The sequence below is a fragment of the Hirschia sp. genome, from assembly GCF_058892565.1.
In genome coordinates this window covers 52,920-76,656 of the sequence record NZ_JBZXVU010000012.1, presented here as the reverse complement: position 1 = coordinate 76,656, position 23,737 = coordinate 52,920, and the positions used below count along the sequence as shown (strand labels likewise).

Sequence of the window (23,737 nt, the reverse complement as noted above, 5' to 3'; positions counted from 1 at the left end):
TATTTCACAGTTAATATAAGCAGATAAAAACTCACTACATACTTAAATAACTCATAAATTTAAGCGCGTGGTTACTTTTTGTTAGCTGCTTTTCAAGTATTTTCCTGTTACGTTAAAACACTAATTCACCTTAAACGCTTTGGGAAACGGTTTCTAAGTTTATGAGTATCTGGGATATTCTAAAATTCAAATCTAAGAAAAACGAAGTGATTGAAGAAATCACTGAGGAAGAACCGGCTGACTTACGCGCAGGTGACCGCGAAATCATGTATCGCGATTCACGTGTGTATTACCCAAGTGGCGGAAGCGAACCCTGCATCATAAACGATGTGAGTGAAACTGGACTTCGCATTTCTTGTCAGGGTGCAAAAAACTTTCCAGAAAGAATTCGCATCCAATATGCAGGCAAACGTCGTCAATGTGACGTTATTTGGAGAGACGGCATTGTGGCAGGTCTGGCTTTTGTTGAAGGCGAGGGCCTTCGCGAGCACGCCCCTATCCAAGACCAAGACCTTCAACAAGACGAAGTCAGTGTTGACACACCCTTCGCTGAAGACCCACTAAAATAGCCGATACCAGCACCTGACCTACACAATTATATCACACTTGGCGCTTTCTCAATTCAACTTTTGAGGATAGCACTTGCTCTTGTATAGGGTTTTCAACTAATGAAGGCCCTCTCTTACGCACGGTTGTATCCTTCGCGTAGACTTATTACCTGCTGACATACGCACGAACGACACACCTTATAAGGACCGACTTAGATGAACACCGAACAAGCACCTATACGCGGCGTTGCTCCAAAAATCGGAATTGTTTCTCTGGGTTGCCCTAAAGCACTCGTGGACTCTGAACGCATAATCACCCGCCTTCGCGCTGAAGGTTACGAAATTTCTGGCGAGTACAAAGGTGCCAACCTTGTCTTGGTCAACACATGTGCATTTCTCGATTCAGCGCGTGATGAAAGTCTAGAAGCCATTGGTGAGGCCTTAGAGGAAAACGGTCGCGTTATCGTAACGGGGTGTCTAGGCGCAGAACCTGAAGTCATTGAAGCCCAATATTCAAATGTGCTCGCTGTGACTGGGCCTGCACAATATGAGCAAGTTATGGATGCCGTTCATAAACACTGCCCTCAACCTCCTAATGCTTTCCAAAGCCTAGTGCCTGAAAGCGGCATCCGTTTGACACCTCGCCATTACGCCTATTTGAAAATTTCCGAAGGGTGCTCAAACCGCTGTAGCTTTTGTATTATTCCATCACTTCGCGGCGATCTCGCATCTCGCCCGATTGATCAGGTGCTTCGTGAAGCAGAACAATTGCAAAAAGCTGGTGTCAATGAGCTATTGGTGATCTCTCAAGATACATCCGCTTACGGCATGGACATAAAATATGAGCCGCGCACTTGGAAAGACAAAGAATACGAAACGCGCTTCCTTGATTTGTGTCAAGGACTTGGCGATATGGGCATGTGGACACGTCTACACTATGTCTACCCATATCCACACGTAGACAAAGTCATTCCTTTAATGGCGGAAGGGAAAATCCTGCCATATCTGGATATCCCATTCCAACACGCTTCTCCAAATGTGTTGCGCAATATGAAACGTCCAGCCAAACAAGACAAAGTGCTAGAGCGTATCAAGCAATGGCGCATTGATGTCCCAGATATCGCTATCCGCTCGACTTTCATTGTTGGTTTTCCGGGTGAAACGGATGATGATTTTGAAATGTTGATGGACTTCATGCGTGAAGCCAAAATCGACCGTGCCGGCTGTTTTAAATATGAAGACGTTAAAGGTGCAGTCTCACATGATTTGCCAAACCACGTCCCAGAAGAAGTCAAAGAAGAACGCTGGCACCGCTTCATGCAATTGCAGCAAGATATCTCTCATGAACGCTCAGAAGCTCAAATCGGGCGAGTCCTAGATATCATTATCGACGATTCCAATGGTGAAGCTGCTGTTGGACGCACAAAAGCGGATGCACCAGAAATAGACGGCCTCGTTCACTTAGAGAATTATCCTGACTTAGAAGTCGGTGACATTGTCAAAGCAGAGATCACGGATGCCGATTGCTATGATCTTTGGGCGAAAGTGCCGGGAACAAATTCAAACTAAATTTCGTCGAAAAAATACAAAGGGAGCCATTATAAATCGCTCCCTTTTATTCGCGTAACTTAGGCTGCGTTCACATCCTTCAAAAACTTGTCAATCACGATTTCCAGCTCTCTGGACATAAGACCAACTTGTTCAGACGCACCTTTGACCGCGACAGCATCGCCTGATGTCATTTCAGTTGAACGCGCAAGATTCTCGACACCTTCGGAAGCAACACTCGACCCTTGAGCCGCAGATTGTACGCTTTCACTGATAGACATCGTCGCAGATGTTTGCTGATCCATAACAACAGCAATAGCTTGAGAAGCCTCTGAAAGTTCCTCAAATTGCTGAGTAATTCCATTAATTCCTTGAACCGCTGCAAGCGTTTCTGATTGAATACTTGCAATCTGACTAGAAATCTGATCCGTCGCCCTTGCTGTCTGGTTGGCTAGGTTTTTAACTTCCTGCGCGACAACAGCAAACCCGCGACCAGATTCCCCTGCTCTTTCTGCTTCAATCGTCGCGTTAAGCGCCAATAGATTCGTTTGTGAAGCAATCTCGGCGATTGTTGTAATCACGCTATTAATGGCATCTGCCGAACGCTCCAATGTCTGCACCCTTGCCGTCGCTTGGCTCGCCGCACTAGCTGCATTTTCGGTTGCTTCACGGGACGAGGCAATTCTTGCATTTATATCATGAATAGATGCTGATAATTCTTCTACCGCAGCCGCAACAGCCTGCACCGCACCACTCGCTTCAGCAGATGAAGACCTTGCAACAATCGCCCCTGTGCGCGCTTCTTCCACAGCGCGGTTCAGTGACTCAGATACTTCATTCAAGCTTTCTGAAGTAGCACCGACACTGGCGATAGCATTGTTCGAACGGGTCTTGAACTCATCAACACAAGCAGAGATTCTATCCGCGCGTGCTTTTTCCTCTTTTTCTTGCAACACTTTGTTTGCCTGCGCCACCTGACGTTCAATGTCCATTTGGCGAAATATCTCTACCGCACGCGCAATCTCTCCAATTTCATCAGTGCGGGATTTACCTTCAACATCTTGAGAGTTATCGCCATTGGTCAGTACATTTAGCGCATTTACCAAAGTTTTCATTGGCCGCGTCAATCCAACACTCAACCGCCATACCGAAATGCCACACAACACCATTACAGCAACAAGAAAAAACAGAGATGAGAAAACTGCGTTATTCGCGTTGACCATAGATTGAACGGCAGCGTTATGAAGGTCATTTTCCATACGGTTTTCTATACTTCTCAGCAATTCTATTCGTTGAGTAGCCGCTGCAAACCATTCCGTACTCGTTAGTCCTACAATACCCTCACCTGACACCTCTGCCTGTTGCAAGCGTTCTCGATATTGGTTCACCCTAGCATTGATGGGATTGTCGTTGGTTTCATTAATGAAATCACGCTCTTCTGGTGTCGCAAACATGAGAGCATACTCAAAATAAGCTTTTTGTAAGGCTGATTCTTCCAAAAATCTTTGATAAACATCACCAGGAAATTTACCGGCGCTAATACCCGTTGCCCCCAATGCCCGTTCAATACCAGCGTGCTCTTTTGCCATCATAATGGATGAAAAGACTGAATTTAATAATACAATATGCCTATCGTCTAAATGAGATGCCAAATCATATGTCGTAATGATGCTATCGTGGATCGTCGACGTATAATATTCTGCCATAGTTTCAACATCAGTATTCAGGCTAGACACCTTCCCCCTCATAGCCGGCAATTGCTTGAGATCTGCCTCTAGCTTTGAGACATCTGCAACAAGATCAGCATCTTGTTTTAATTCATTTGCGACATCAGTAAATTGCAACACTTTCAGGTCTGTGACGGCGCGTTGCTGTTTAAGCTCGCGAACAAATGTGTTGCCTTTAGAAGAAATGTATCCGGCGGATAAGCCACGTTCTTTTTGCAACGCGTGTGTCAGCTCCGTGAGTTGGGGAGCATGATCAATACGTTCGATTGCATGTTGAGCTGACTGCTTTTTCACATAACCTTGAAATACAAAATAGCCGCCAAAACACAATAATCCTATTAACGGAACCAATGCGACAGCGATCAAGCGCGTATTAATCTTCATATGAATATGACCTCATCCTTCTTCAGCCTGCAGTATTCCTTAAGAGTATTAACGAAACACCTAAGCTAAGGTTTTGTGTCGCAATAATTTGAAAATGAATTTCACAGCTAAATTACCATCAAAATCGTTGGTTAACAGGATTATACCAAGCAAAGGGCCTTATTTCGCGCCTGTTGCAAGCATCATAGCTTTGCAAGCTCAAACTCTATTCAAATAAAGATTTCTGTCTTTTAGTCGCTTTTTAAATTTCAACGTTTAACACTAAAATTGAAATTCTGACCCGACCATTTACTCTCTAGTAACCATATCCCGCGAAAAATAGTTAATTAAGAAGGTCTGATTATTTGCTATTTCGCAATATTCGGGTTCCTTCATGACATATTTCTCAGGGAAGCCGATATGACCTCGCTCCTCTTTCGCGTCATCAGCGCGCATCGTTGTCGATCAACGCATCACCACATCGCTATTGGTGCACTTACTCTTTTAAAAGGTGAGCACGCGCAGCGCTGGCACGACCTCATGCTCGTCATGCATGACGACCTCCTAAAAGGCGCTAAAGCGCCTGACGCCGAATTTAAAGATTTCAAAAATCATGTTCTTCATATTGAAGAAGGTGAATGGGGCGGCGCACGTGATGCAGCCCTTGAATGGTATGCAAAATCTGTCATGGCGCTTAAGGCAAAGAAATGGTCTGATGCAGCCTATGCTCTGGGCGTGATGAGCCATTACTACGCCGACCCAATCCAACCTTTTCACACAGGCCAAACAGAAGAAGAAGGTGCAATTCATCGCGCTGTTGAATGGTCTATTGCTAAATCCCGTCCAGAAATTGCACGCCGCATAGAAACCAAAGGCTATCCAGTTGTACCAACAGGTGAAGGCCCAGGATTTGTATCCGATATGGTTCGCTCTGGTGCAGAAAAATCTCATCCACATTACAACACTCTGCTTGATCACTACAATGTGGATGCTGGCGTCAAAGTCCCAGAAGATGGGCTTGATGATACACTTCTAGACGTCATTTCAGACCTAGTTGCATACGCCACATCTGGGCTAGCTGCGATCTATATGCGCGCTTTTGAAGAAGCTGGCGTTGCACCACCAAAATCGAATTTGTCCATCAACGGTTTCTTGGCAACACTCGACATTCCCATCCGCTGGATTACAAGCAAACTAGAAGATGCCAATGATCGCCGTATTGTGACGGCGATGTATGAAGAGCTTCGCAAAACCGGTAAAGTCATCAAAAAACTACCCGATGATGACAAGCAAATTCGTAAAATGCATGCGCAACAAGTTCTGCGCATTCCCCTTAAAGAGCTTGATGCGCAGCGTATGCGTAAAATTGGTGAAAAACACGTCGCCCGCGCGGGTGCAACGCCCGTTATTAACTCACACAATAACGCACAAACTGAAGCCCCAGCACAGCCAGCCAAAGTGATAGAAGAAGCAACGCCTGTTGTAGCATCTGCTGCTGCAACGGTTGCGATGGCTGACACAACAATCACCACCCAAGCCAAAGACGCATCATCTAAGATTGATAAAAAAGCTGAACGTTTAGCTATCAAAGAAGCAAAACAGGCTGAAAAGCAGCGCATAGCACAAGAAAAAGCCGACGCAAAAGAGCGTGCCAAAGCAGAAAAAGCCGCCGCTGCTCAAGCCAAAATTGAAGCAGCTGCCAATGCAAAAGCTGAAAAAGTAGCTGCCCTCCAAGCCAAAGCAGACGAGGAAGCACGGATCAAAGCCGAAGAAAAGGCATCAGCAGAAAAAGCCGCAGCTGAAAAAGCCGAAGCCGCCAAACAAGCCCGCGCAGAAGCGAACGCGAAGAAAGAAGCTGAGGAACGCGCAGCAGCTCAAGCCAAGGCCACAAAGCAGGCTGAAAAAGATTCCAAACGCAAAAACCGTGGACAAACTGATTGCGACGAAACGGCTGAAGCCGCCGCCCTCCTTACAGCAGCGCACAAGACAGCCGCTCAACGCGAAGCTGAGCAGAGAGAAGCTGAGCAGCGCGCAGCAGCTGCCGCAGAAGCATCTGCTCCTGAGGCCAAGCAACAAACAGCAAAATCAACAAATACAGAGCCACAACCTGAGAAACCCAAATACCGCGTCAAAACAACAGGCGAGCATTCTGAGGCAAAATCTAAAGAATATGATGAAGCCGAATCCGCTTTTGCTGCTCAACTCAAACAAGTGTCCAAAGGCACAAGGTTTGAACCCGTTGAAAATGACCCAGATGAAGATATGGACGTCACAACATATGACGCCATGATCGATGCAATGGATGATGACGATCTAGGTCTCAATGAAGATGATTCATCTGAAACAGTGGATTACGAAGACACAGCTGAAGAAGATACATATGCATCTTCGCGTACGTCTCGCCGTGAACCACTAAGCAATGAATCTCCAATCGTTGATGCGCCCTCTATCGGCAAGAAAACAGCTGCACGCATGCGCAATGTCGGCATCCACACAGTTGGTGATTTTGTGCAAGCCAAAGCAAAAGACCTGTCGGCAAAGCTTGGCGGTGGTTATATGACACCCGCAACGCTTATTGATTGGCAGGATCAAGCTCTGCTTATGATCGACATGCCATCCTTGCGCGTACACGATGCTCAAATTCTTGTTGGTGCCGGCGTTCGCTGCGTTGAAGATCTTGCAGAAAGCTCCTCAAGAGATCTCTTTGCATCAGCAGTATCGTTTTTGAAAACAAAAGACGGCGCACGCATTGCTCAAAATGGCAACGCGCTTGATCATGAAGAAGTTTATGACTGGATAGAAGAAGCTCAAGCCGCCTTTGCATAGAGGCGACGACATAAGGCAGCTTGAGAAGTTTAAACACAAATTAGCGGCTGGTTTGGAGATTAGCCGCGAACTTGGTTTTCAATTTCCACTGTGGATCCATCAGGAATACCTAATTCCTGGAATGTATAAGTCAGCGTCTTGCCTTCACGCATTAAAGCCCGGCAATGGTCTTCCCGGATACGTTCAAACTCGACCTCGAAATGATTTTTGCCATCGCGCTCAACGTCTGCATCGATAAAGGATTTATCGGTACATCCGTTAGATGAAACTGTAATCATGATCTGATTTTCTTGAACAACAGCCCCTGAAAGAGACTGGGCATCATGAAAATCAAAATCTCCATGGCCATTTGCCTGCACATTAATGCATCCCGTCGCAACGAAAGCCAATGGCAAAATTGCCGCGATTTTTATCAACTGCATAATCTGTTCCTTATTGAAAAACAATAATTTTCAATATCGTTTTTCAATAAAAACGTCAAGTAAAACTTCTGATAATTATAGCAAGGATCAATTTTGATGACCGATCAGATTATCTCGGCACATGGTTTTAATCGGCTCGGGTAAATTTTCAGACCATGTTTTCAATACTTCCAATCCCTCGATAGCCGCCTGTCCAATCGGTGTGATGGCATACTCAACTCCAATAGGAGATGTCGGTAAAATGCGCCGCTCAATCAATTGATGGCTCTCCAAGTGTCGTAATCTTTCTGTCAGAATTTTTTTACTCGCTCCAACAAGCCCGCGCGATAGATCGTTAAAACGCACCGGCTCGTCTTTGAGATGATAAAGGATCGAACCAGTCCACTTTCCGCCCAAAATCCGCATGCTCAATTCAACCGAACATGGCTCGCTTACTATTTTGCGAGGCTCTTTTGCTTTCTTGCGTTCTGCCATTCTTCACGCCTCTTTCACATCAAACCTGTATGCTGAATTTAAAAAATAAATTATTTTTCATAACAAAATCAAATATATACATAAATTTCACAACCAGTTACTAAAAGTAAACTAGTTGAAAAAGTATACCTAAAGAGGCAATTCAGCAATGCATTTATCGCTCAATAAAAGCATTCAAGATCCAATTACATAAAATTCCAAACAGGTATCTCAATGAAAAACGTTTTAATCATCAACGGGCATGAGCCATACTCCTTTGCGCCGGGAGAGCTAAATGCTTCTCTTGTGTCACAAGTTTCTAATTTCTTTTCTTCCAGAGGCGCAGAAGTCTCCATCACAGAAACGGCCAAAGCATTTGATATTGAAGAAGAACTAGAAAAACACGTGCAGGCAGACTTCATATTCTACCAATTTCCAATCTATTGGATGGGACCACCTTGGCGCATGAAAAAATACATTGATGATGTCTACACCGCCGGCACCAACGGCCCTCTTTGTGATAATGATGGCCGCAGCTCACGCACTCCCAAGCACAATTACGGAAGCGGCGGAACACGCTCCGATACAAAATACATGCTATCAGTCACCCTCAACGCCCCAGCAGAAGCATTTGATGATCCCAATGAATATCTCTTAGAGGGGCGCTCACTGGATGATTTATTGCTACCGATGCATACAACAGCACGGTTTTTCAAAATGCAGCCTCAGCCCACTTTTGCAGCTTTTGATGTCATCAAAAACCCAGAACTGGAGACTGACTTTGATCGCTTAAATTCTATGCTCGAAGCACTCGTCTAAATCAAGAACAGCCTTCAAAATGTGAAGTCTCGTTTAATCAATCACGAACTGATCCGGTCGATAGCCCGGATCAGGGATTTTCGGGTCTATATCTTCCAAAGCCCCACGCACAAGACGGGCGACAATCGCTTTACGACGCACACGGCTATCGCTTGGCACCACAAACCAAGGCACCTCATCAGTCGAGCATTCATTGACGGCAATTTCATATGCTTCTTGATACTCATCCCATAATTTGCGGTCTTCTAAATCACCCGGATTAAACTTCCAACGCTTATTAGGGTTTTCAAGACGTTCAAGTAATCGCTCCCCCTGCGTACGTCGTGAGATGTGCAGCATCACTTTTACAATCTTGATATTGTTTTGCGTCAGATGCTTTTCAAAATTATTGATCTGCTCATAGCGCTGCTCAATCTGAGACATGGGTGCTAGCCCTCGCACGCGCCCAATCAAAACATCCTCATAGTGAGAGCGATTAAACACAGCAATTTCACCCAGACGCGGTATAAAATTATGAATGCGCCAAAGATAATCACGGGCCAATTCATTTGAAGAAGGCTTACCAAAAGCATGAACGCGCAAGCCTAAAGGTGATGTTTGAGAGAACACAGCTTTTGTTGTGCCATCTTTGCCAGATGTATCTATGCCCTGCAAAATAAGCAGCATGCCCTGTGTTTTCTCAGCGTAGAGACGGTCCTGCAATTCATCAATCGCCAATGCATCGTCTTTCAGGGATCGTTTAGCTTCATCTTTATCTGGGAATAATTCAGTTCCATCAGTTGTGTAATCGTCCAATGAAATTTTCTTGCCCGGCTTGGCCAGTGTTGCCTTCCGAATTTCCTCTATATTTGGACGATCAAACATGCACTTACCTTTATTCAATATCCATAACACGCAGGTCCACGACAAATAGACCTCAAAACAACAATATTCCCATAGAAATCTGCGGGATTTTTATAAGAGCATAATTTTTCTTAGCTGACCAAGGGTTTGAACAGATTAAATTTATTGGCCAATTACGATCATCCACAAGTAGCAATCTTTCATTTTTGCCACGCTCGGGATGACATTAACCATAAAATAATATAAGTTTTAAGGGTATTTCGATGTATCCCAGCAAAATTTAAGGACAATAACACAATCTAAGATAGCAAAACTGGGTAATGAAACAGTCGGATATCAGTCACTTAAATCCAAACCCCGATATGGATGAAGTTTTCACTATGATACACGCACTTAAATCTACACTCTCTCATCTTGGTATATTATCGCCGCTAAAAAAAGCACGTTATGAGCTGAACGAAGCAAAATGGAAAACTAAACTAAAGCTAAAGCGTGTTGCTATGGCATATGGTTTAGCGAAGTGGAAACCACTTATTCCTGAGCAAAAATACGCACGAATTTGCAATCAAATTATCGACGAACTTCAACAAAATGGCCATAAATTTGGTGATCATCTAGAATTCGGCGTTAGTCGAGGAACCTCTCTCGCAACCATGCGCCATTCTCTAAAAAAAGCCAATCTAGGACATATTCGCAGCATTGGCTTCGATTCATTTAAAGGCATGCCTGCTGGTTCTGAAGAAGAAGGTTGGGACAAGGGCGCATTTGCTTCAACAGAAAGTGCCACAAAATCTTATCTAGAAAAGCAGGGCGTCGATCTATCCAACGTGCATCTTGTAAAAGGCTGGTTCAACGAAACCTGCAATGACGATACGATACAAAAATATGGCATGAATAAAGCCAGTATTGTTATGATAGATTGTGATATCTACTCAGCAACGTGTGAAGTGCTAAACTTTATCGAACCGCTTTTAGCTGAAACCTCTGTATTGATCTTTGATGATTGGGGCTGGCGCTCTGACATCAATGAAATTGGTCAAAAAGAAGCTTTTGAAGAATTCATAGATAAACATCCTGAATTCACAGCGTCCCCTCGCCCAACATATCTTGATCAAGCTCGTATTTTCCTCATGAAACGCGCACAGCAATAGCAAAAAAAAACCACAGTCGGTGTGACTGTGGTTTTTCGTTTTGTGCGTATCCAACAGCATTTAAAATCAAACTGACATAAACGCCGCTGAAAACTAAAGATCTAAGATGAGTAGTACTCAACAACCAAGTTTGGTTCCATGCGACATGCATATGGTACATCAGCCAATTCAGGCAAACGTACGAATGTTGCTGTCATCGCTTTTGGCTCAACTTCGATGTAATCAGGAATGTCACGCTCAGCTGAACCAAGTGCTTCAAGCACAAGAGCCATAGAACGGGATTTGTCTTTAACCTGAACAACGTCGCCTGGACGCAAGCGGTATGAAGGAACGTTTGCTTTTACGCCGTTCACAGTCACGTGACCGTGGTTTACGAACTGACGTGCAGCAAAGATTGTTGGAACAAATTTAGCGCGGTAAACAAGAGCATCCAAACGGGACTCAAGAAGACCGATCAAGTTCTCAGCTGTGTTACCTTTACGGCGAGCAGCTTCATCATATGTACGACGGAACTGTTTCTCAGTCACGTCACCATAGTGACCTTTAAGCTTTTGCTTAGCCATCAATTGAAGACCAAAGTCAGAAAGCTTACCCTTACGAGCTGCACCGTGCTGACCTGGACGTGATTGACGTTTGTTGATTGGGGACTTAGCGCGACCCCATACGTTTTCGCCTACGCGGCGATCGAGTTTGTACTTCGCAGAACTACGACGTGACATAGTATACCTCAATTTAGACGTGGGCCGGCGCATTTCCTCTTGAAATACGCGATTGCAACGGCGGCGACACATCACCCGTGATACCCAAACTAAAAGTCGGGAGCGCGCTATAAACAGGTAAAATCATCCAGAGTCAATATTGCGCAATTGAAACGCTACGAAACAATGGCTTCATTTGCTCTTTATCGCCTCACTTCTGACTTCAACCAAGACTATTTTATGTTAAACATCGCAAAACAGTAAGCGTAGAGGCAATCATGACACATCAAATTTCGACGAAACTTAAAGCATGCTTGCTGGCTTCAACCCTCGCTATTGCTCTACCAAATACAGCTTTTGCGCAAGCAAACATATGCGAAAGCCAGATCACCGATGGAGCCTACACAGCTTCCCTCTATATCGGTGAATTCTACCCCGGTAGTGAGCTACGCCGTCAGACGATAACAATTACCGGAACCCCTGAAATTCTTCCCCTTGAAACAAAGTCCATCAAAACACCTTCAGGCCCCGTTGATGCCAATATTCAGCTTGAGCTAAAAAACAGCCTTCAAAGTGGAGCCATTCTAACGGCTGGTAAGTGGAATGAATTAAAAATGACCATGACATTGCCGCGCATCTCAGCCGGTACATGGTATCACAAAAACTGCACGATCGAGACGGAGAATTTCATTCTTCACAAAGATCAAAAAATTGAGGGTGACTATACCAATCATTGCGATTTGATGCTGCAAGATGCCCAACGCAATATCTTGGAAAAAGAAAACTATATCGATTACGCTTTTTCTGGCGATGATCACTGGCAACCACTCACGCTGAGATATGATTTGGTCAAACTCCGCGAATTCAATGCCAAAGTCACAAAAGCTAGTGAAAAGCAAATTGCTGATTTTGCAGCAGGGACATGCACCCTTCGTCCCTTCAGCTAGCAAAAAAATGCAAAGGCGGCTCCCAACTTGAGCCGCCTGCCGTCCTCCCCAAATTAAATCAAGCAGCAGCCCATTTTTCTGTTTTTACAAAGCGCGCATCAACGCGCTTGGAATGCTCCTGAAGGTTTGAATATTTGTGCATAATATCAATCATTGGTGTTTCAAAAAACGGCGTAGAACACCCTTGAACAAAGGCAGCCACACACGCATCCACACCTGTTGCATTCTCTCCAAACATATAAGTTGAATCGCCAAGCTGGTTGGACAAAGCACTCACAACCTTATCAAACAGATACAACCTGTCAGTTTCTTCAAATCTGGATAGTCCTTGTCCATCTGCTCGTTGACGAAGTGCATTGAGACTTCCTTCAATCACACTCGAACGCACCGCCTCAGGCACACCATCAAAAAAGTGCATTGGCCCTTTATTGAAATTCTCTTCTTTCAGCCAACGTTCGTGCAGAAGCATCAACCCCATATCCGCTTCAACCATTCGCTCAATTGCCCATGCCTGCGCTTTTTCTTTTTGGGATAAAGCTGCATCAAGATCTTTATTTAGTTTTGCTTCAAAATGACGCCTAATGAGAACTGAATCCCCAATCAGTTTTCCCTCATCTTTGACATAAGGCGCTTTCTTAAATGGCGCTTCCTCAAGATCTGCAATCTGAACAGAATAATCAACTTCCAACATCTCTAAGTGAATCATACTCTTCATCACATAGGGACTGACTGAACTACATTCCCACATTGGGCCCCAACCAAATAACACCGTCATAAACATTTTCCCTTCACCAATTCGACACTAAATGCACAATAACTCTTGAACATCTCCACAAATAAGCACACCTAATGACACTTATATGTCAGCAGTCTGTCATTAGGATTTAATATGCGCCGCACAGAACGCCTCTTCCAAATCATCCAGATATTGCGACGCCACCGTCATCCTGTACGCGGCAAGGAAATTGCCGAAGAATTGGGAACATCCCTGCGTACAATCTACAGAGATATCGTGGAATTACAGGCACAAAACGTCCCCGTAGAAGGCGAAGCCGGTATTGGTTATGTCCTATCGGGCGAATACGATATGCCTCCTCTAATGCTAACTGTTGATGAGTTAGAAGCAGCTGTTTTAGGCGCAAGGTGGGTTGCTATGCGCTCTGATCCAGACCTAAAGCGCGGCGCTGAAGATCTACTCGCAAAAATCCGCCTCGCAATGCCAGACAGGCTAAAACCCGTTGTTCTTGATAGCGCTGTTGAACCCGTTCAATTTGTTCATTTGAAAGAAGATTCTTGTGATGTTGCCTTGATCCGTCAAGCCATTCGCGAGCAGCGCAAACTCGATATGAATTACACCAATGAGAAAAATGAAACAGTCGTCAGAACCATTTGGCCATTCCTTGTCGCCTATTCAGAAACGGCACGTTTCATCTGCGCATGGTGTGAAAAACGCAATGATTTTCGCACCTTCCGTACAGACCGTGTCAATTCTCTAGAAAAATCACACGAGAAATTTTCTGAACGCGTACCAGTTCTTCGTAAAAAATGGAGAGACCTCCAAAAGGCCCGCCGTGAAGAATGCGAATATGCAAACCCGCCTATAGACGTTAGCACTCAACGACATTCACGGGCACAGTAACGGCCAACCCACCTTGGCTGGTCTCTTTATATTTAGATGACATATCTAGCCCCGTCTGACGCATGGTTTCAATCACCTGATCCAACGTCACTTTAGGCGCATCAACAGCCCGCAACGCAAGACGTGCTGCATTCGCGGCTTTCACAGCCCCCATCGCATTACGTTCAATACAGGGTATCTGCACCAGCCCGCCAACAGGATCGCATGTCAAACCTAGATTGTGCTCCATACCAATCTCTGCAGCGGCACAAACTTGTTGCGCACTTGCCCCCCATACAGCCGCTAAGCCAGCAGCAGCCATGGAACACGCCACCCCAACTTCGCCCTGACACCCCATCTCAGCACCCGAAATAGACGCACGCTGTTTATAAAGAATACCAATCGCAGCCGCCGTCAGTAAAAATTTCCCAATACGGCCCTCAGAATAGCAATCGGCTTCTTCCCAACCTTCTTCAGCGCAATAATGTTTGATCACAGCCGGAATAATCCCAGCAGCCCCATTTGTTGGAGATGTAACAACACGCCCTCCCGCCGCATTTTCTTCATTCACTGCCATGGCAAACACATTGAGCCAATCAAACAAAAGTTCGCGTTCATTAGCTCCTGGATTTTCACGTAAGCTTCGATACAATTTTGCTACACGGCGCTGTACTTTCAGCCCGCCAGGCAAAACACCTTCTTGCGTCAATCCTCTTTCTATACAGCCATCCATAGCTTTCCAGATGTCACATAATTTCTGATCAGTCTCTTCGCGGCTACGCTGCTCATCCTCATTGGCAAGAAGTAATTGCGCGATTGATTTGCCGTGCTGGATACATTTTGCCACCAGCTCCGCACCCGAATGAAAAGAGTACTCTCCCTTACCTGTTCCCAATATCAAATCATCTTTTGCAGGCGCATTCAGCTGAGCTTCGCTTGCGATAAAACCGCCGCCGACTGAATAAAAAGTTCGCACCAACAAGTACTCACCCAAGGCATTAAGAATAGTCACTTTCATGCCATTTGGGTGAAGCAAGGGCACAATATCGCCGCGCATATCAACATCGCGTTTTGGTATGAATTTAATGCTCTTGCCATTGGGCAATGTCAGGCGGTTTGTCTTCTTAACGTCAATAAATGCAGCCTCCGCCCAATCTGGATCGACAGCATCAGGCTCAGCCCCCATTAAGCCTAGTATAGCTGCTTTATCAGAGCCATGCCCAACACCGGTTAACGCCAACGACCCTTGCAACTCGATTACGCAGCGAGACACCTTGTCTATCAGCCCTAAATCATGCACCTCTTGAATGACTCGACTGGTAATGCGCATAGGCCCAACTGTATGAGAAGAAGATGGACCTATTCCAATTTTGAAAATGTCAAAAACGCTGAGCATAAATTAATTGTTCCACCGGCTAATTACGCATTATTCATCAAACCAACCCAAAGAAACAAGCACGTTTCTGCTGTCATATGAATAGGAATACGCCTAATCATGCTTATAAAATTTCTAAAATTACCCATTTTGCATTGCTTGGTGAGTATCGCTCTCATGCAAATGATCACGACCTATTTTCCAATGCCTGCACTCATGGCCGAAAATATCCGCATGTCAGGTTCAATATCCGCTCTAATTATTGGTGTTATATTCTTAGTGTCAGCGACCCTAAAATTTCGACAACTTCGAACCAATATCAAGCCATTTCAAGAACCCAACAAACTCATTACCACCGGCGTTTTTGGCATTAGCCGCAATCCAATTTATCTTGGTTTTGTACTCATCAGCCTGAGCGCTGCATTTTATTTCAATCAGCTTAGCGCTTTCCTACTTGTCCTAATGCTCTTTTTGCTCGCCAATTATTGGTATATTCCACACGAAGAACGCGACGCAGCACGCATTTTCGGCCCAGAGTTTGAGGCATACAAAACCCGCGTAAGACGCTGGCTATAAAATCAGTCCTTGCGATCAATCCGCGCTTTTCCGCGCCCTAATGCTAGCGCTTTAACAGCTCCCCTAAAGGTTTGCACTTCTTGGTTTGTCCATTGAGCCCGAATAAATGCATTACGCAGGTTTTGCGTCATCACAGGCCGTTTTTCTGCTGGAAAGAAAAAACCAGCACGGTCTAACTCGTCTTCAAAATGCTCAAACATGCGCACTAATTGCTCGCGGTCCGCAAGCTCACCCACGCCGGCAAACTCCTTCTTAGCTTCACCTTCAAGCGTACGGGCTGCCCAAGCATGAGCAAACACACCCACAGCCTGCGCTAAATTCAAAGATGAAAAAGAGCGATCAACTGGATAGGTCAAAATACCATCTGCAAGCGCAACGTCTTCATTCAGCAGGCCTGCTTTTTCTGCGCCAAACATCACCCCAACGCCAACATCAGGCCGAGACATTAAAGCACCAATGCCCTCTTCTGCGTTGAAGACAGGCTTTTCCATACCACGAGGACGTGCCGTCGTCGCAAGCACATATGTCAGATCAGCCAGCCCCGCTTCAAGTGTATCGAAGACTTTAGCTTCAACACCCCATTCAAAAGCTCCAGCGCTCATTGTATCAGCTTTATCATTTGGCCAACCATCGCGCGGATTGATAATGCGCAAATCCTTCAAGCCAAAATTAGCCATGACCCGTGCCGTGGCACCGATATTCTCACCCATTTGCGGGTAAACGAGTATAATTGTGGGTTGTCGATTTGAAATTGGATTGCTCATAAATAAAGGGCAACCATTTTCAGGCTGCCCTCGTCAAGACTAAAATTACTTCAAGTATTCCAAGTCCGCGTCTCAACCCAGACCGGCTATGACAAAACTACACCTTTTTTGCGACAATATAACGACTAATCGATTTTTCAGGAAATGACCCGCTTTCTTCAATAGAAAAGCCTTCATCCAAAACCATTGTTTCTAAATGGCTTACCTTGAGAAAATTCACATAAGGTGCTTTTCCAACTAGCCGCATCAAACCAATAATTGGCTTAATATAATCCATCCGCCCACCAAGGCACGCTGTCTTGCTAATGAACAATCCATCCGGCTTTAATAGCTCATTTATCCGCGCTATTACCAGAGGTATGTTCTCAAGGAGATGAATTATATTGTGAGCTAAGATCACATCATATGATTGGGGTGCCAATCTTTCATCAAAAACGTCAGCTTTTAAAAAATCAATATTCGTGACGCCCTGATCCTTGGCTTTATCCTCACCGATTTCGATCATGACGCCAGATATATCTGTCGCAGTAAAATGCTTAACTTCACCCGCAAGCAACAAGGCAGTGGAGCCGGTTCCACAGCCAATTTCCAAGACCCGCTGCTCACGATTTAGATAAGAGCGCGTCTTAGCGAGTGTAGTTTCATATGACTCCATATTATCAATAGGTTTCTTGGCATATCCCGGAGCCATTTTATCCCAAAATTTTGCAGAACTACTCATAAAAGCCTCGATATATTGTATGAATTACCACACTCGCTAAACGCGCAAAGGCAATGGAAACTAGGTGTAATTATTGAGGAAGATACCAACGTCCATTTTTATAAACGACGTCTTCACCATTCACTTTCAAATCACCTGATCCACGGATTCCACCAGTAAGTTCTCCAGTCAGCGAACGAACATCTACATCACCTGACCCATTGATCATTACATTAAGATCAACAACCTCACCATCAATTAGGATATCTCCAGAACCGGCGACATTGACATCGGCACTTTCAAATTTTCCATCAGCAATTTCCACATCACCTGAGCCGCGAACTTCAATGATCGCTTTTTTATTGGCACTTTTGGCAAACACATCACCTGAACCTTTTATGGACGCATAAAATTCTCCTGAGATGTTGCCGATAACAACATCACCAGATCCTTTAATGTCTGCCATCGCCTTGCCGGCAACAGAACCAACATTCACATCGCCGGAGCCTTTAATATCGACGGACATCTCCCCAACATTGCCGACACTTATGTCTCCGCTGCCACGGATATCACCGACGAAATTGTTCGCAACATTATTCAGGAAGGCATCCCCACAGCCTTGAATAACTATTTTCGTGGCAAGGATATCATCTACTTTTACATATCCACTGTTGAGCGCGAGATCGAGACTTGCGCTGGAAGGCATAGAAATTTCTAGACGTGGATAATCCTCTAAGGGACGTAATTTATCTCCCTTCAGCTTCAGCCGATACTTTCCATCATTAGATTTACATTGATTGATTTTAACATCATCGTCACCGACAATATGAATACCCTCAGCACTGACTGTCATTTGCGGGATATCAATTTTGCCTGATTTCACCAAAGCACCTTCGGTCAGCTTTGCGTCAAATTTCATATCCTTGCCGGTCTTTACGATTAGAATACCAGTAAAGTCTTCAACCTGAACTAAACCCGCTGACTGATGGGATTCAATACCCGACATTTCCGGTGCTTCCGCGCCTGCAGAACATGCTGCAACAAAAGCAAGACACGCTGTTGAGAAAAAAAGAGGTGCAATTTTGCGAGACATGACGCATTCTCCGACAATATAAGATTTAGTGTACCAATCCTATATTTATCGTTTTTCGATAAATGTCAACGCATGATGGGTGATTCTTGTCGAATCTAACGGTCAATCTCTTGGCCAATAGTCTCACTTTTCAACAAGTTTAGCACTTCTCCTTTGACGGGTGTGATCCCTCTGCTATAGCAAAACGCAAATTATGCCAGTTGGAGAGATTACCCATCTCTCCATATAGATAGATAGAAGGATAAAAGCATGGCCGTGATTAAGGTAGATAACCCAATCGTTGAGATGGATGGTGATGAGATGACACGCATCATCTGGGCGATGATCAAAGAACGTCTTATCCTTCCCTACCTCGACATTGACCTTAAATATTTCGACCTATCCGTTGAAAAACGTGACGAGACAGACGACCAGATCACTATTGACGCTGCTGAAGCGACAAAAAAATATGGTGTTGCGGTTAAATGTGCGACAATCACTCCAGATGAAGGCCGTGTTGAAGAATTTGGCCTAAAGCAAATGTGGCGCTCACCAAACGGAACTATCCGTAACATTCTTGGTGGTGTTGTGTTTCGTGAGCCTATCGTAATTTCAAACGTACCGCGTTTGGTTCCTGGCTGGACAAAACCTGTTGTTATCGGTCGTCACGCTTTTGGTGACCAATACCGCGCAACTGACTTCCTAGTCCCTGGTAAAGGTAAGCTGACTATGAAGTGGGAAGCTTCTGATGGCGGCGAAACAATCGAAAAAGAAATCTACGACTTCCCTGAAGCCGGTATCGCAATGGGTATGTACAACCTTGACGATTCAATCCGTGACTTCGCGCGCGCGTCTATGAACTATGGTCTACAACGCAAATGGCCTGTTTACTTGTCCACTAAAAACACAATCATGAAAAAATATGATGGTCGTTTTAAAGACATTTTCCAAGAAGTATTCGACAACGAATTTGCTGACAAATTCGCAGAATTTGGTGGCACATATGAGCACCGCTTGATTGATGACATGGTTGCTGCAGCCATGAAATGGTCTGGTGGATATGTTTGGGCATGTAAAAACTATGATGGTGACGTTCAGTCAGACACAGTTGCTCAAGGGTATGGTTCACTTGGTCTGATGACATCTGTTTTGATGACTCCAGATGGTAACACTGTTGAAGCTGAAGCTGCTCACGGGACAGTGACACGTCACTACCGTGCTCACCAACGCGGCGAAGCAACATCAACTAACTCTATCGCTTCTATCTTTGCTTGGACACGTGGTCTTGGCCACCGTGGTCGCATGGATGGCAACCAAGCTGTTATGGACTTTGCTCAGTTACTTGAAGACACAGTTATCTCAACTGTTGAATCTGGTCACATGACAAAAGACTTGGCGCTACTTGTTGGTGCTGACCAGTCATGGCTGACAACTGAAGGCTTTATCGACAAAGTCGCAACGAACTTCCAAGACGCAATGGCAAAAGCAAAGTAAGCTTTTAGCTCCATAATATATAGAAACGGTGGCTCTGCTTGGGGCCGCCGTTTTTTATGTCCCAAATACATAGGTCGATTTCACGAGGGTCGATTGTACGAGAAATTTTGGCTTACCACCGGCAAAACCAATAGCTTGCACCTTTAATCGCTTTTGGTATGACATGCTCAAAGCATCTAAAAAAAGGTTTCCCAATGCCAGATTGTATCGTTGAATACTCTTCCAGACTAACAACAAAAATTTCTGCTGAAAAAATCGTACAAGCGGCTCATCAAGGCGCGATCAATTCAGAGATTTTTGACACCTCAAAACTAAAAACACGCGCCGCGCCAATCGCGCATCAAATCTTACGTGATGATCGAGACGTTATTCACGTCACCATTCGTTTTATGCCGGGGCGCACTGATGAACAAAAGAAACATTTGTCAGATTCCATCGTCGCCGAGCTTTGCAATTTGGGACTAACCAATGTCGCCGTCAGCGCCGATGTTTATGATCTAGGTCCAGGTTACGCGATAAAGCTTCTCTAAGCTCTATTCCTCTTTATTTATTAATGCACATCCCCATTAAAATAATGGGGATGTACGTTCAAATATGTATTTACTGTTTAGTGCTTTCTAATGTTAACACGGTGACAGAGCGTGCTGGTAAAGTTAAATCCACATCTCCACCTTTCGCTTTCAACTTTAAACTCTTTGGCTGAATAGCGTCTGGCTCCTCAAAACTATTATGCGCATCAAGTTCAGCTCCATATAATTGTTGCCCCGTAATAGTCACATCCCCGACAACTGGAATTTCAATATCATGCGATGTGCTCGGGTCCGCATTCACTAATGCAATAACTATATCTCCATTTTCATTGTGCGCCGCAGATACAGAAAGCGCGTCAAATGCAATACCTTCTTTCTCATACACAGGGCTATTCATTGAAACGGCATACGATTCCGCTCCCTGAAAAGGACGATACATTTTGTAAACATAATATGTAGGTGTTAGCACCATCTCAGGACCGTCGGTCAAAATCATGGCCTGCAAAACATTGACCATCTGAGCAATATTCGTCATTGCAATTCTGTCTGCATGATCATGGAATAAATTCAGATTGAGGGCCGCAACCACACCATCACGAATAGTGTTTTGCTGGTGAAGTGAAGGGTCTCCATCTTCAGTATTAACCCACATGCCCCACTCATCGACATACAATCCAAAATCGTCATCGACTTGACTAGCATCAAGCACCTTCAAAAAGTCCGAAACCGCTGCTTCCATTTTCAAGGTATTCTTAATGGTTGACGCCCATTCCAACTCCGAAAATCCCAATGCTGCGCCCTTATCGTCCCAATCATCCGTTGGTAAGGTGTAATAATGCAATGAAATTCCTTCTGAGAGATCCGACATATTCGGATGCGTCAAAATTTCGGCTGAATAGTCGATATTATCCTGATGCGACCCAGAGATAATACGCGTTGGCTGCTCACCACCTGTTTTCAAGATAGTCGCCCATTGTGCATATTGATCGGCATATGCAGCAGCTCGCATATGACCACCACACCCCCAAGTCTCATTTCCAATTGATAAATAATCAATCGACCACGGTTTGTCCCGTCCATTCGCCCGGCGCAGATTGGCTAAATCTGACTCGCCATCAAACGTTATGTATTCCAACCAGTCAGAGGCTTCATTCACTGTACCCGATGCAAGATTTACATTAAGGTATGTTTTCGCTCCTAGCTTTTCAGCAAAATTAAAAAATTCGTGCGTCCCAAAACCATTGGGTTCAGCTGTTCCGCCCCAAGCCATATTGACGCGCTTTTTACGTTCGCTCTGCGGACCTATTCCGTCTTTCCAGTGATAAAGGTCTGCATAACACCCGCCCGGCCAGCGAATAACGGGAATATCCAACACAGATAAGGCCTCAAACACATCATTGCGAATACCGTCCGTATTTGGAATATCGCTCTCATGGCCCACCCATATTCCGTCATAAACCTGTGTGCCAACATGTTCGAGAAACTGCCCATAAATTTCAGGCTGAATCGTGCCGATTGGTTTGTCCGTGTGAATGTCAATTTTTGTTTGAGCTGTCGCAACTGGCAAAGTGATAGCCATTATTGCTGAAAACAACATAGATTTCATGTTCAATTTCCTCTCCCATTTTGTTTATTATTCTTTTGAATAACATCTTCCAATCCAAAATGATATCGTTAACATTACATCAAACCAACAACTTTTAAGTCTTCTATTTCACATCACTGGCAAGCAGATGATGTGTTGATCTTCTCCTCTCACAATGGCACAGCTTGCAGTCTCTTTTTTAAACGGGCTGTATAAGAATGTCAGAATCAAACCGCGTCGCAATTATTGGTGCCGGCCCAGCCGGTTTAATGGCAGCTGAAATACTGACGGGCAAAGGCATTGGCGTTGATATATATGACGCTATGCCAAGTGTGGGCCGAAAATTCCTCATGGCAGGCAAGAGCGGCCTCAACATCACCCATTCAGAACCCGAAGATATTTTTCTCAACCGCTATGGAGATAACCAGCGATTGATTGAAATGGTCTCTCAATTTGGTTCTCAAGATATTATAAAGTGGATGGCTGATTTAGGGATAGAAGCACACACAGGCTCCACGGGACGCATTTTCCCTGTCATGATGAAGTCATCTCCTTTGCTACGCGCATGGCTCATGCGTTTGGGCGAACGCGGCGCTGTCCTGCACACAAAACACCGCTGGCAAGGCTGGAATGATTTAGGTGGACTAATATTCGACACCCCAGAAGGCATACGCACCTCCAGCCCAACAGCCACCATCTTCGCCATGGGCGGCGGCAGCTGGAAACGCTTAGGGTCTGATGGTAAATGGGCCGACATTTTCAACAAACAATCGCTTCAAACCATACCATTTGAACCATCCAATAGCGGCTTTCTCATCAACTGGTCTGATAAAATCAAGCAAGATTTTGCTGGTGCACCGGTCAAATCAATTCGTGTCGGCCTTGGCCAAGACCTAATAGCAGGTGAGTTTGTCGTCACCGAAAAAGGCGTGGAAAGCGGAGCCATCTACACGCTCTCGGCCAAAATACGGGAACAAATAAAAGCCTATGGATCTGCTAAGCTGATTATAGATCTCTTACCCCACATGTCAGAGCAGGATATCCTAAATAAACTTTCTCGCCCACGCGGAAAACAATCGCTCTCTAATTACCTTCGCAAGACCGTAAAATTATCCGGTGTCAAACTCGCGCTCCTATATGAGGAAATAGACAAAGCCTTCTTGCAAGACATGGAAAAATTAGCTTGGCGGATCAAATCCCTTCCACTCACCATCACTGGAACAGCGAATTTGGATGAAGCTATTTCGACAACTGGCGGAGTACATTGGGAGGCACTGGATGAAAACCTCATGCTCAAAGATTACCCTGGTAATTATTGTGCCGGGGAAATGATTGATTGGGATGCTCCGACCGGCGGCTATCTCATAACTGCTTGTTTAGCGACAGGCAGAATGGCGGGACTAAGTGTTGCGGCACGTATACTTGAGCCATAGCGGATCCAAACTGCACAGAAATAGTCAGATGCTTGCTAGGCGAATTTATGACTAATTCCAAAACAAGCCGCCTCTTTTTTATACGACATATAGATTCTATCTAAATAATTTTGTGCAATATACTTATACAAATACTTATTCAGGTCGGCACGAGATTAACTCTCTTTTTACTTGAATGAAATGATACTGAATCAATAATTTACAATTTGCTCAATAACCCAAAAATTCTTTTCAAATCATATAAT

The 23,737-nt window shown here is 44.7% G+C and carries 22 protein-coding genes; 11 read left to right on the top strand and 11 right to left on the bottom strand.

Going from position 1 to position 23,737, the window contains the following annotated elements; translation table 11 throughout:
- Positions 1-161 precede the first annotated feature (161 nt).
- Entirely contained in the window at positions 162-569 is a 408-nt protein-coding gene (locus AC5EF3_RS05160; RefSeq protein WP_015826445.1) for a hypothetical protein, read from the top strand.
- 195 nt (positions 570-764) lie between these two features.
- Positions 765-2,117 carry a 30S ribosomal protein S12 methylthiotransferase RimO gene (rimO, locus tag AC5EF3_RS05155; protein ID WP_493547273.1) on the top strand — a complete coding sequence of 451 codons (1,353 nt, stop codon included), beginning with the start codon at positions 765-767 and terminating at the stop codon, positions 2,115-2,117.
- Positions 2,118-2,176: 59 nt separating this feature from the next.
- Here rimO and AC5EF3_RS05150 read toward each other — a convergent pair whose 3' ends face one another.
- Positions 2,177-4,207, bottom strand: coding sequence for a methyl-accepting chemotaxis protein (locus AC5EF3_RS05150; protein ID WP_493547272.1), 2,031 nt, complete (start codon positions 4,205-4,207; stop codon positions 2,177-2,179).
- Between the two features lie 399 nt (positions 4,208-4,606).
- On the opposite strand from AC5EF3_RS05150, the gene AC5EF3_RS05145 reads away from it, so the two are divergent.
- Entirely contained in the window at positions 4,607-7,012 is a 2,406-nt protein-coding gene (locus AC5EF3_RS05145) for a DUF4332 domain-containing protein (protein ID WP_493547271.1), read from the top strand.
- 59 nt (positions 7,013-7,071) lie between these two features.
- Here AC5EF3_RS05145 and AC5EF3_RS05140 read toward each other — a convergent pair whose 3' ends face one another.
- Both AC5EF3_RS05140 and AC5EF3_RS05135 read right to left on the bottom strand, forming a co-directional pair.
- The gene (locus tag AC5EF3_RS05140; protein ID WP_015826441.1) at positions 7,072-7,434 is read right to left on the bottom strand and encodes a hypothetical protein; all 363 of its coding nucleotides are present in this window, start codon (positions 7,432-7,434) and stop codon (positions 7,072-7,074) included.
- A gap of 87 nt (positions 7,435-7,521) precedes the next feature.
- Entirely contained in the window at positions 7,522-7,908 is a 387-nt protein-coding gene (locus AC5EF3_RS05135; protein WP_493547270.1) for a winged helix-turn-helix transcriptional regulator, read from the bottom strand.
- Between the two features lie 213 nt (positions 7,909-8,121).
- Between AC5EF3_RS05135 and AC5EF3_RS05130 the strand changes: the two genes are divergently transcribed.
- Positions 8,122-8,706, top strand: a complete 585-nt coding sequence (locus AC5EF3_RS05130) for an NAD(P)H-dependent oxidoreductase (protein WP_493547269.1) — start codon at positions 8,122-8,124, stop codon at positions 8,704-8,706.
- Between the two features lie 33 nt (positions 8,707-8,739).
- Here AC5EF3_RS05130 and AC5EF3_RS05125 read toward each other — a convergent pair whose 3' ends face one another.
- A complete protein-coding gene (locus AC5EF3_RS05125) occupies positions 8,740-9,570 on the bottom strand; it encodes a PPK2 family polyphosphate kinase (RefSeq protein ID WP_493547268.1) in 831 nt (276 codons plus the stop codon).
- Between the two features lie 299 nt (positions 9,571-9,869).
- Here AC5EF3_RS05125 and AC5EF3_RS05120 point away from each other — a divergent pair, with 299 nt between their 5' ends.
- A complete protein-coding gene (locus tag AC5EF3_RS05120; protein ID WP_493547267.1) occupies positions 9,870-10,700 on the top strand; it encodes a TylF/MycF/NovP-related O-methyltransferase in 831 nt (276 codons plus the stop codon).
- 101 nt (positions 10,701-10,801) lie between these two features.
- Here the strand turns inward: AC5EF3_RS05120 and rpsD are convergent, their stop codons facing one another.
- Positions 10,802-11,419, bottom strand: coding sequence for a 30S ribosomal protein S4 (gene rpsD / locus AC5EF3_RS05115; RefSeq protein ID WP_015826436.1), 618 nt, complete (start codon positions 11,417-11,419; stop codon positions 10,802-10,804).
- Between the two features lie 257 nt (positions 11,420-11,676).
- On the opposite strand from rpsD, the gene AC5EF3_RS05110 reads away from it, so the two are divergent.
- Positions 11,677-12,345 carry a hypothetical protein gene (locus AC5EF3_RS05110; protein WP_493547266.1) on the top strand — a complete coding sequence of 223 codons (669 nt, stop codon included), beginning with the start codon at positions 11,677-11,679 and terminating at the stop codon, positions 12,343-12,345.
- A 58-nt stretch (positions 12,346-12,403) separates the two neighbouring features.
- On the opposite strand, the gene AC5EF3_RS05105 is transcribed toward AC5EF3_RS05110, so the two are convergent.
- A complete protein-coding gene (locus AC5EF3_RS05105) occupies positions 12,404-13,120 on the bottom strand; it encodes a glutathione S-transferase family protein (protein ID WP_493547265.1) in 717 nt (238 codons plus the stop codon).
- A gap of 114 nt (positions 13,121-13,234) precedes the next feature.
- Here AC5EF3_RS05105 and AC5EF3_RS05100 point away from each other — a divergent pair, with 114 nt between their 5' ends.
- The gene (locus tag AC5EF3_RS05100) at positions 13,235-13,984 is read left to right on the top strand and encodes a helix-turn-helix transcriptional regulator (RefSeq protein WP_493547264.1); all 750 of its coding nucleotides are present in this window, start codon (positions 13,235-13,237) and stop codon (positions 13,982-13,984) included.
- Here AC5EF3_RS05100 and AC5EF3_RS05095 read toward each other — a convergent pair.
- Positions 13,953-15,359: an L-serine ammonia-lyase gene (locus tag AC5EF3_RS05095; protein ID WP_493547263.1), complete on the bottom strand. Its 1,407-nt coding sequence runs from the start codon at positions 15,357-15,359 to the stop codon at positions 13,953-13,955. The genes AC5EF3_RS05100 and AC5EF3_RS05095 overlap by 32 nt on opposite strands.
- A gap of 99 nt (positions 15,360-15,458) precedes the next feature.
- Here AC5EF3_RS05095 and AC5EF3_RS05090 point away from each other — a divergent pair, with 99 nt between their 5' ends.
- On the top strand, positions 15,459-15,914 hold the full coding sequence (locus AC5EF3_RS05090; protein WP_493547262.1) for a methyltransferase family protein: 456 nt from the start codon (positions 15,459-15,461) through the stop codon (positions 15,912-15,914).
- Positions 15,915-15,916: 2 nt separating this feature from the next.
- Here the strand turns inward: AC5EF3_RS05090 and AC5EF3_RS05085 are convergent, their stop codons facing one another.
- The 3 genes from AC5EF3_RS05085 to AC5EF3_RS05075 all read right to left on the bottom strand — a co-directional run bounded on the left by AC5EF3_RS05085 (position 15,917) and on the right by AC5EF3_RS05075 (position 18,471).
- Complete coding sequence (locus tag AC5EF3_RS05085) at positions 15,917-16,678, bottom strand: RNA methyltransferase (RefSeq protein WP_493547261.1); 762 nt, start codon at positions 16,676-16,678, stop codon at positions 15,917-15,919.
- Between the two features lie 97 nt (positions 16,679-16,775).
- Positions 16,776-17,399: a class I SAM-dependent methyltransferase gene (locus AC5EF3_RS05080; protein WP_493547260.1), complete on the bottom strand. Its 624-nt coding sequence runs from the start codon at positions 17,397-17,399 to the stop codon at positions 16,776-16,778.
- A gap of 70 nt (positions 17,400-17,469) precedes the next feature.
- Positions 17,470-18,471, bottom strand: coding sequence for a GIN domain-containing protein (locus AC5EF3_RS05075; protein ID WP_493547259.1), 1,002 nt, complete (start codon positions 18,469-18,471; stop codon positions 17,470-17,472).
- A 249-nt stretch (positions 18,472-18,720) separates the two neighbouring features.
- On the opposite strand from AC5EF3_RS05075, the gene AC5EF3_RS05070 reads away from it, so the two are divergent.
- Positions 18,721-19,944 (top strand): NADP-dependent isocitrate dehydrogenase, encoded by a 1,224-nt coding sequence (locus AC5EF3_RS05070; protein ID WP_493547258.1) that lies wholly within the window; start codon positions 18,721-18,723, stop codon positions 19,942-19,944.
- Positions 19,945-20,138: 194 nt separating this feature from the next.
- The gene (locus AC5EF3_RS05065; RefSeq protein WP_493547257.1) at positions 20,139-20,474 is read left to right on the top strand and encodes a 5-carboxymethyl-2-hydroxymuconate Delta-isomerase; all 336 of its coding nucleotides are present in this window, start codon (positions 20,139-20,141) and stop codon (positions 20,472-20,474) included.
- Positions 20,475-20,544: 70 nt separating this feature from the next.
- Here the strand turns inward: AC5EF3_RS05065 and AC5EF3_RS05060 are convergent, their stop codons facing one another.
- The gene (locus tag AC5EF3_RS05060; protein ID WP_493547256.1) at positions 20,545-22,080 is read right to left on the bottom strand and encodes an alpha-N-arabinofuranosidase; all 1,536 of its coding nucleotides are present in this window, start codon (positions 22,078-22,080) and stop codon (positions 20,545-20,547) included.
- Between the two features lie 197 nt (positions 22,081-22,277).
- On the opposite strand from AC5EF3_RS05060, the gene AC5EF3_RS05055 reads away from it, so the two are divergent.
- Positions 22,278-23,492, top strand: coding sequence for a TIGR03862 family flavoprotein (locus tag AC5EF3_RS05055; RefSeq protein WP_493547255.1), 1,215 nt, complete (start codon positions 22,278-22,280; stop codon positions 23,490-23,492).
- Positions 23,493-23,737 lie beyond the last annotated feature (245 nt).

Coding starts and splice junctions, on each gene's coding strand:
- AC5EF3_RS05130 (WP_493547269.1), top strand. CDS start 8,122: ATGAAAAACGTTTTAATCATCAACGGGCATGAGCCATACTCCTTTGCG.
- AC5EF3_RS05125 (WP_493547268.1), bottom strand. CDS start 9,570: ATGTTTGATCGTCCAAATATAGAGGAAATTCGGAAGGCAACACTGGCC.
- AC5EF3_RS05135 (WP_493547270.1), bottom strand. CDS start 7,908: ATGGCAGAACGCAAGAAAGCAAAAGAGCCTCGCAAAATAGTAAGCGAG.
- AC5EF3_RS05110 (WP_493547266.1), top strand. CDS start 11,677: ATGACACATCAAATTTCGACGAAACTTAAAGCATGCTTGCTGGCTTCA.
- AC5EF3_RS05055 (WP_493547255.1), top strand. CDS start 22,278: ATGTCAGAATCAAACCGCGTCGCAATTATTGGTGCCGGCCCAGCCGGT.
- AC5EF3_RS05065 (WP_493547257.1), top strand. CDS start 20,139: ATGCCAGATTGTATCGTTGAATACTCTTCCAGACTAACAACAAAAATT.
- AC5EF3_RS05150 (WP_493547272.1), bottom strand. CDS start 4,207: ATGAAGATTAATACGCGCTTGATCGCTGTCGCATTGGTTCCGTTAATA.
- AC5EF3_RS05160 (WP_015826445.1), top strand. CDS start 162: ATGAGTATCTGGGATATTCTAAAATTCAAATCTAAGAAAAACGAAGTG.
- AC5EF3_RS05100 (WP_493547264.1), top strand. CDS start 13,235: ATGCGCCGCACAGAACGCCTCTTCCAAATCATCCAGATATTGCGACGC.
- AC5EF3_RS05140 (WP_015826441.1), bottom strand. CDS start 7,434: ATGCAGTTGATAAAAATCGCGGCAATTTTGCCATTGGCTTTCGTTGCG.
- AC5EF3_RS05120 (WP_493547267.1), top strand. CDS start 9,870: ATGAAACAGTCGGATATCAGTCACTTAAATCCAAACCCCGATATGGAT.
- AC5EF3_RS05105 (WP_493547265.1), bottom strand. CDS start 13,120: ATGACGGTGTTATTTGGTTGGGGCCCAATGTGGGAATGTAGTTCAGTC.
- AC5EF3_RS05075 (WP_493547259.1), bottom strand. CDS start 18,471: ATGTCTCGCAAAATTGCACCTCTTTTTTTCTCAACAGCGTGTCTTGCT.
- rimO (WP_493547273.1), top strand. CDS start 765: ATGAACACCGAACAAGCACCTATACGCGGCGTTGCTCCAAAAATCGGA.
- AC5EF3_RS05095 (WP_493547263.1), bottom strand. CDS start 15,359: ATGCTCAGCGTTTTTGACATTTTCAAAATTGGAATAGGTCCATCTTCT.
- AC5EF3_RS05080 (WP_493547260.1), bottom strand. CDS start 17,399: ATGAGTAGTTCTGCAAAATTTTGGGATAAAATGGCTCCGGGATATGCC.
- AC5EF3_RS05090 (WP_493547262.1), top strand. CDS start 15,459: ATGCTTATAAAATTTCTAAAATTACCCATTTTGCATTGCTTGGTGAGT.
- rpsD (WP_015826436.1), bottom strand. CDS start 11,419: ATGTCACGTCGTAGTTCTGCGAAGTACAAACTCGATCGCCGCGTAGGC.
- AC5EF3_RS05085 (WP_493547261.1), bottom strand. CDS start 16,678: ATGAGCAATCCAATTTCAAATCGACAACCCACAATTATACTCGTTTAC.
- AC5EF3_RS05060 (WP_493547256.1), bottom strand. CDS start 22,080: ATGAAATCTATGTTGTTTTCAGCAATAATGGCTATCACTTTGCCAGTT.
- AC5EF3_RS05070 (WP_493547258.1), top strand. CDS start 18,721: ATGGCCGTGATTAAGGTAGATAACCCAATCGTTGAGATGGATGGTGAT.
- AC5EF3_RS05145 (WP_493547271.1), top strand. CDS start 4,607: ATGACCTCGCTCCTCTTTCGCGTCATCAGCGCGCATCGTTGTCGATCA.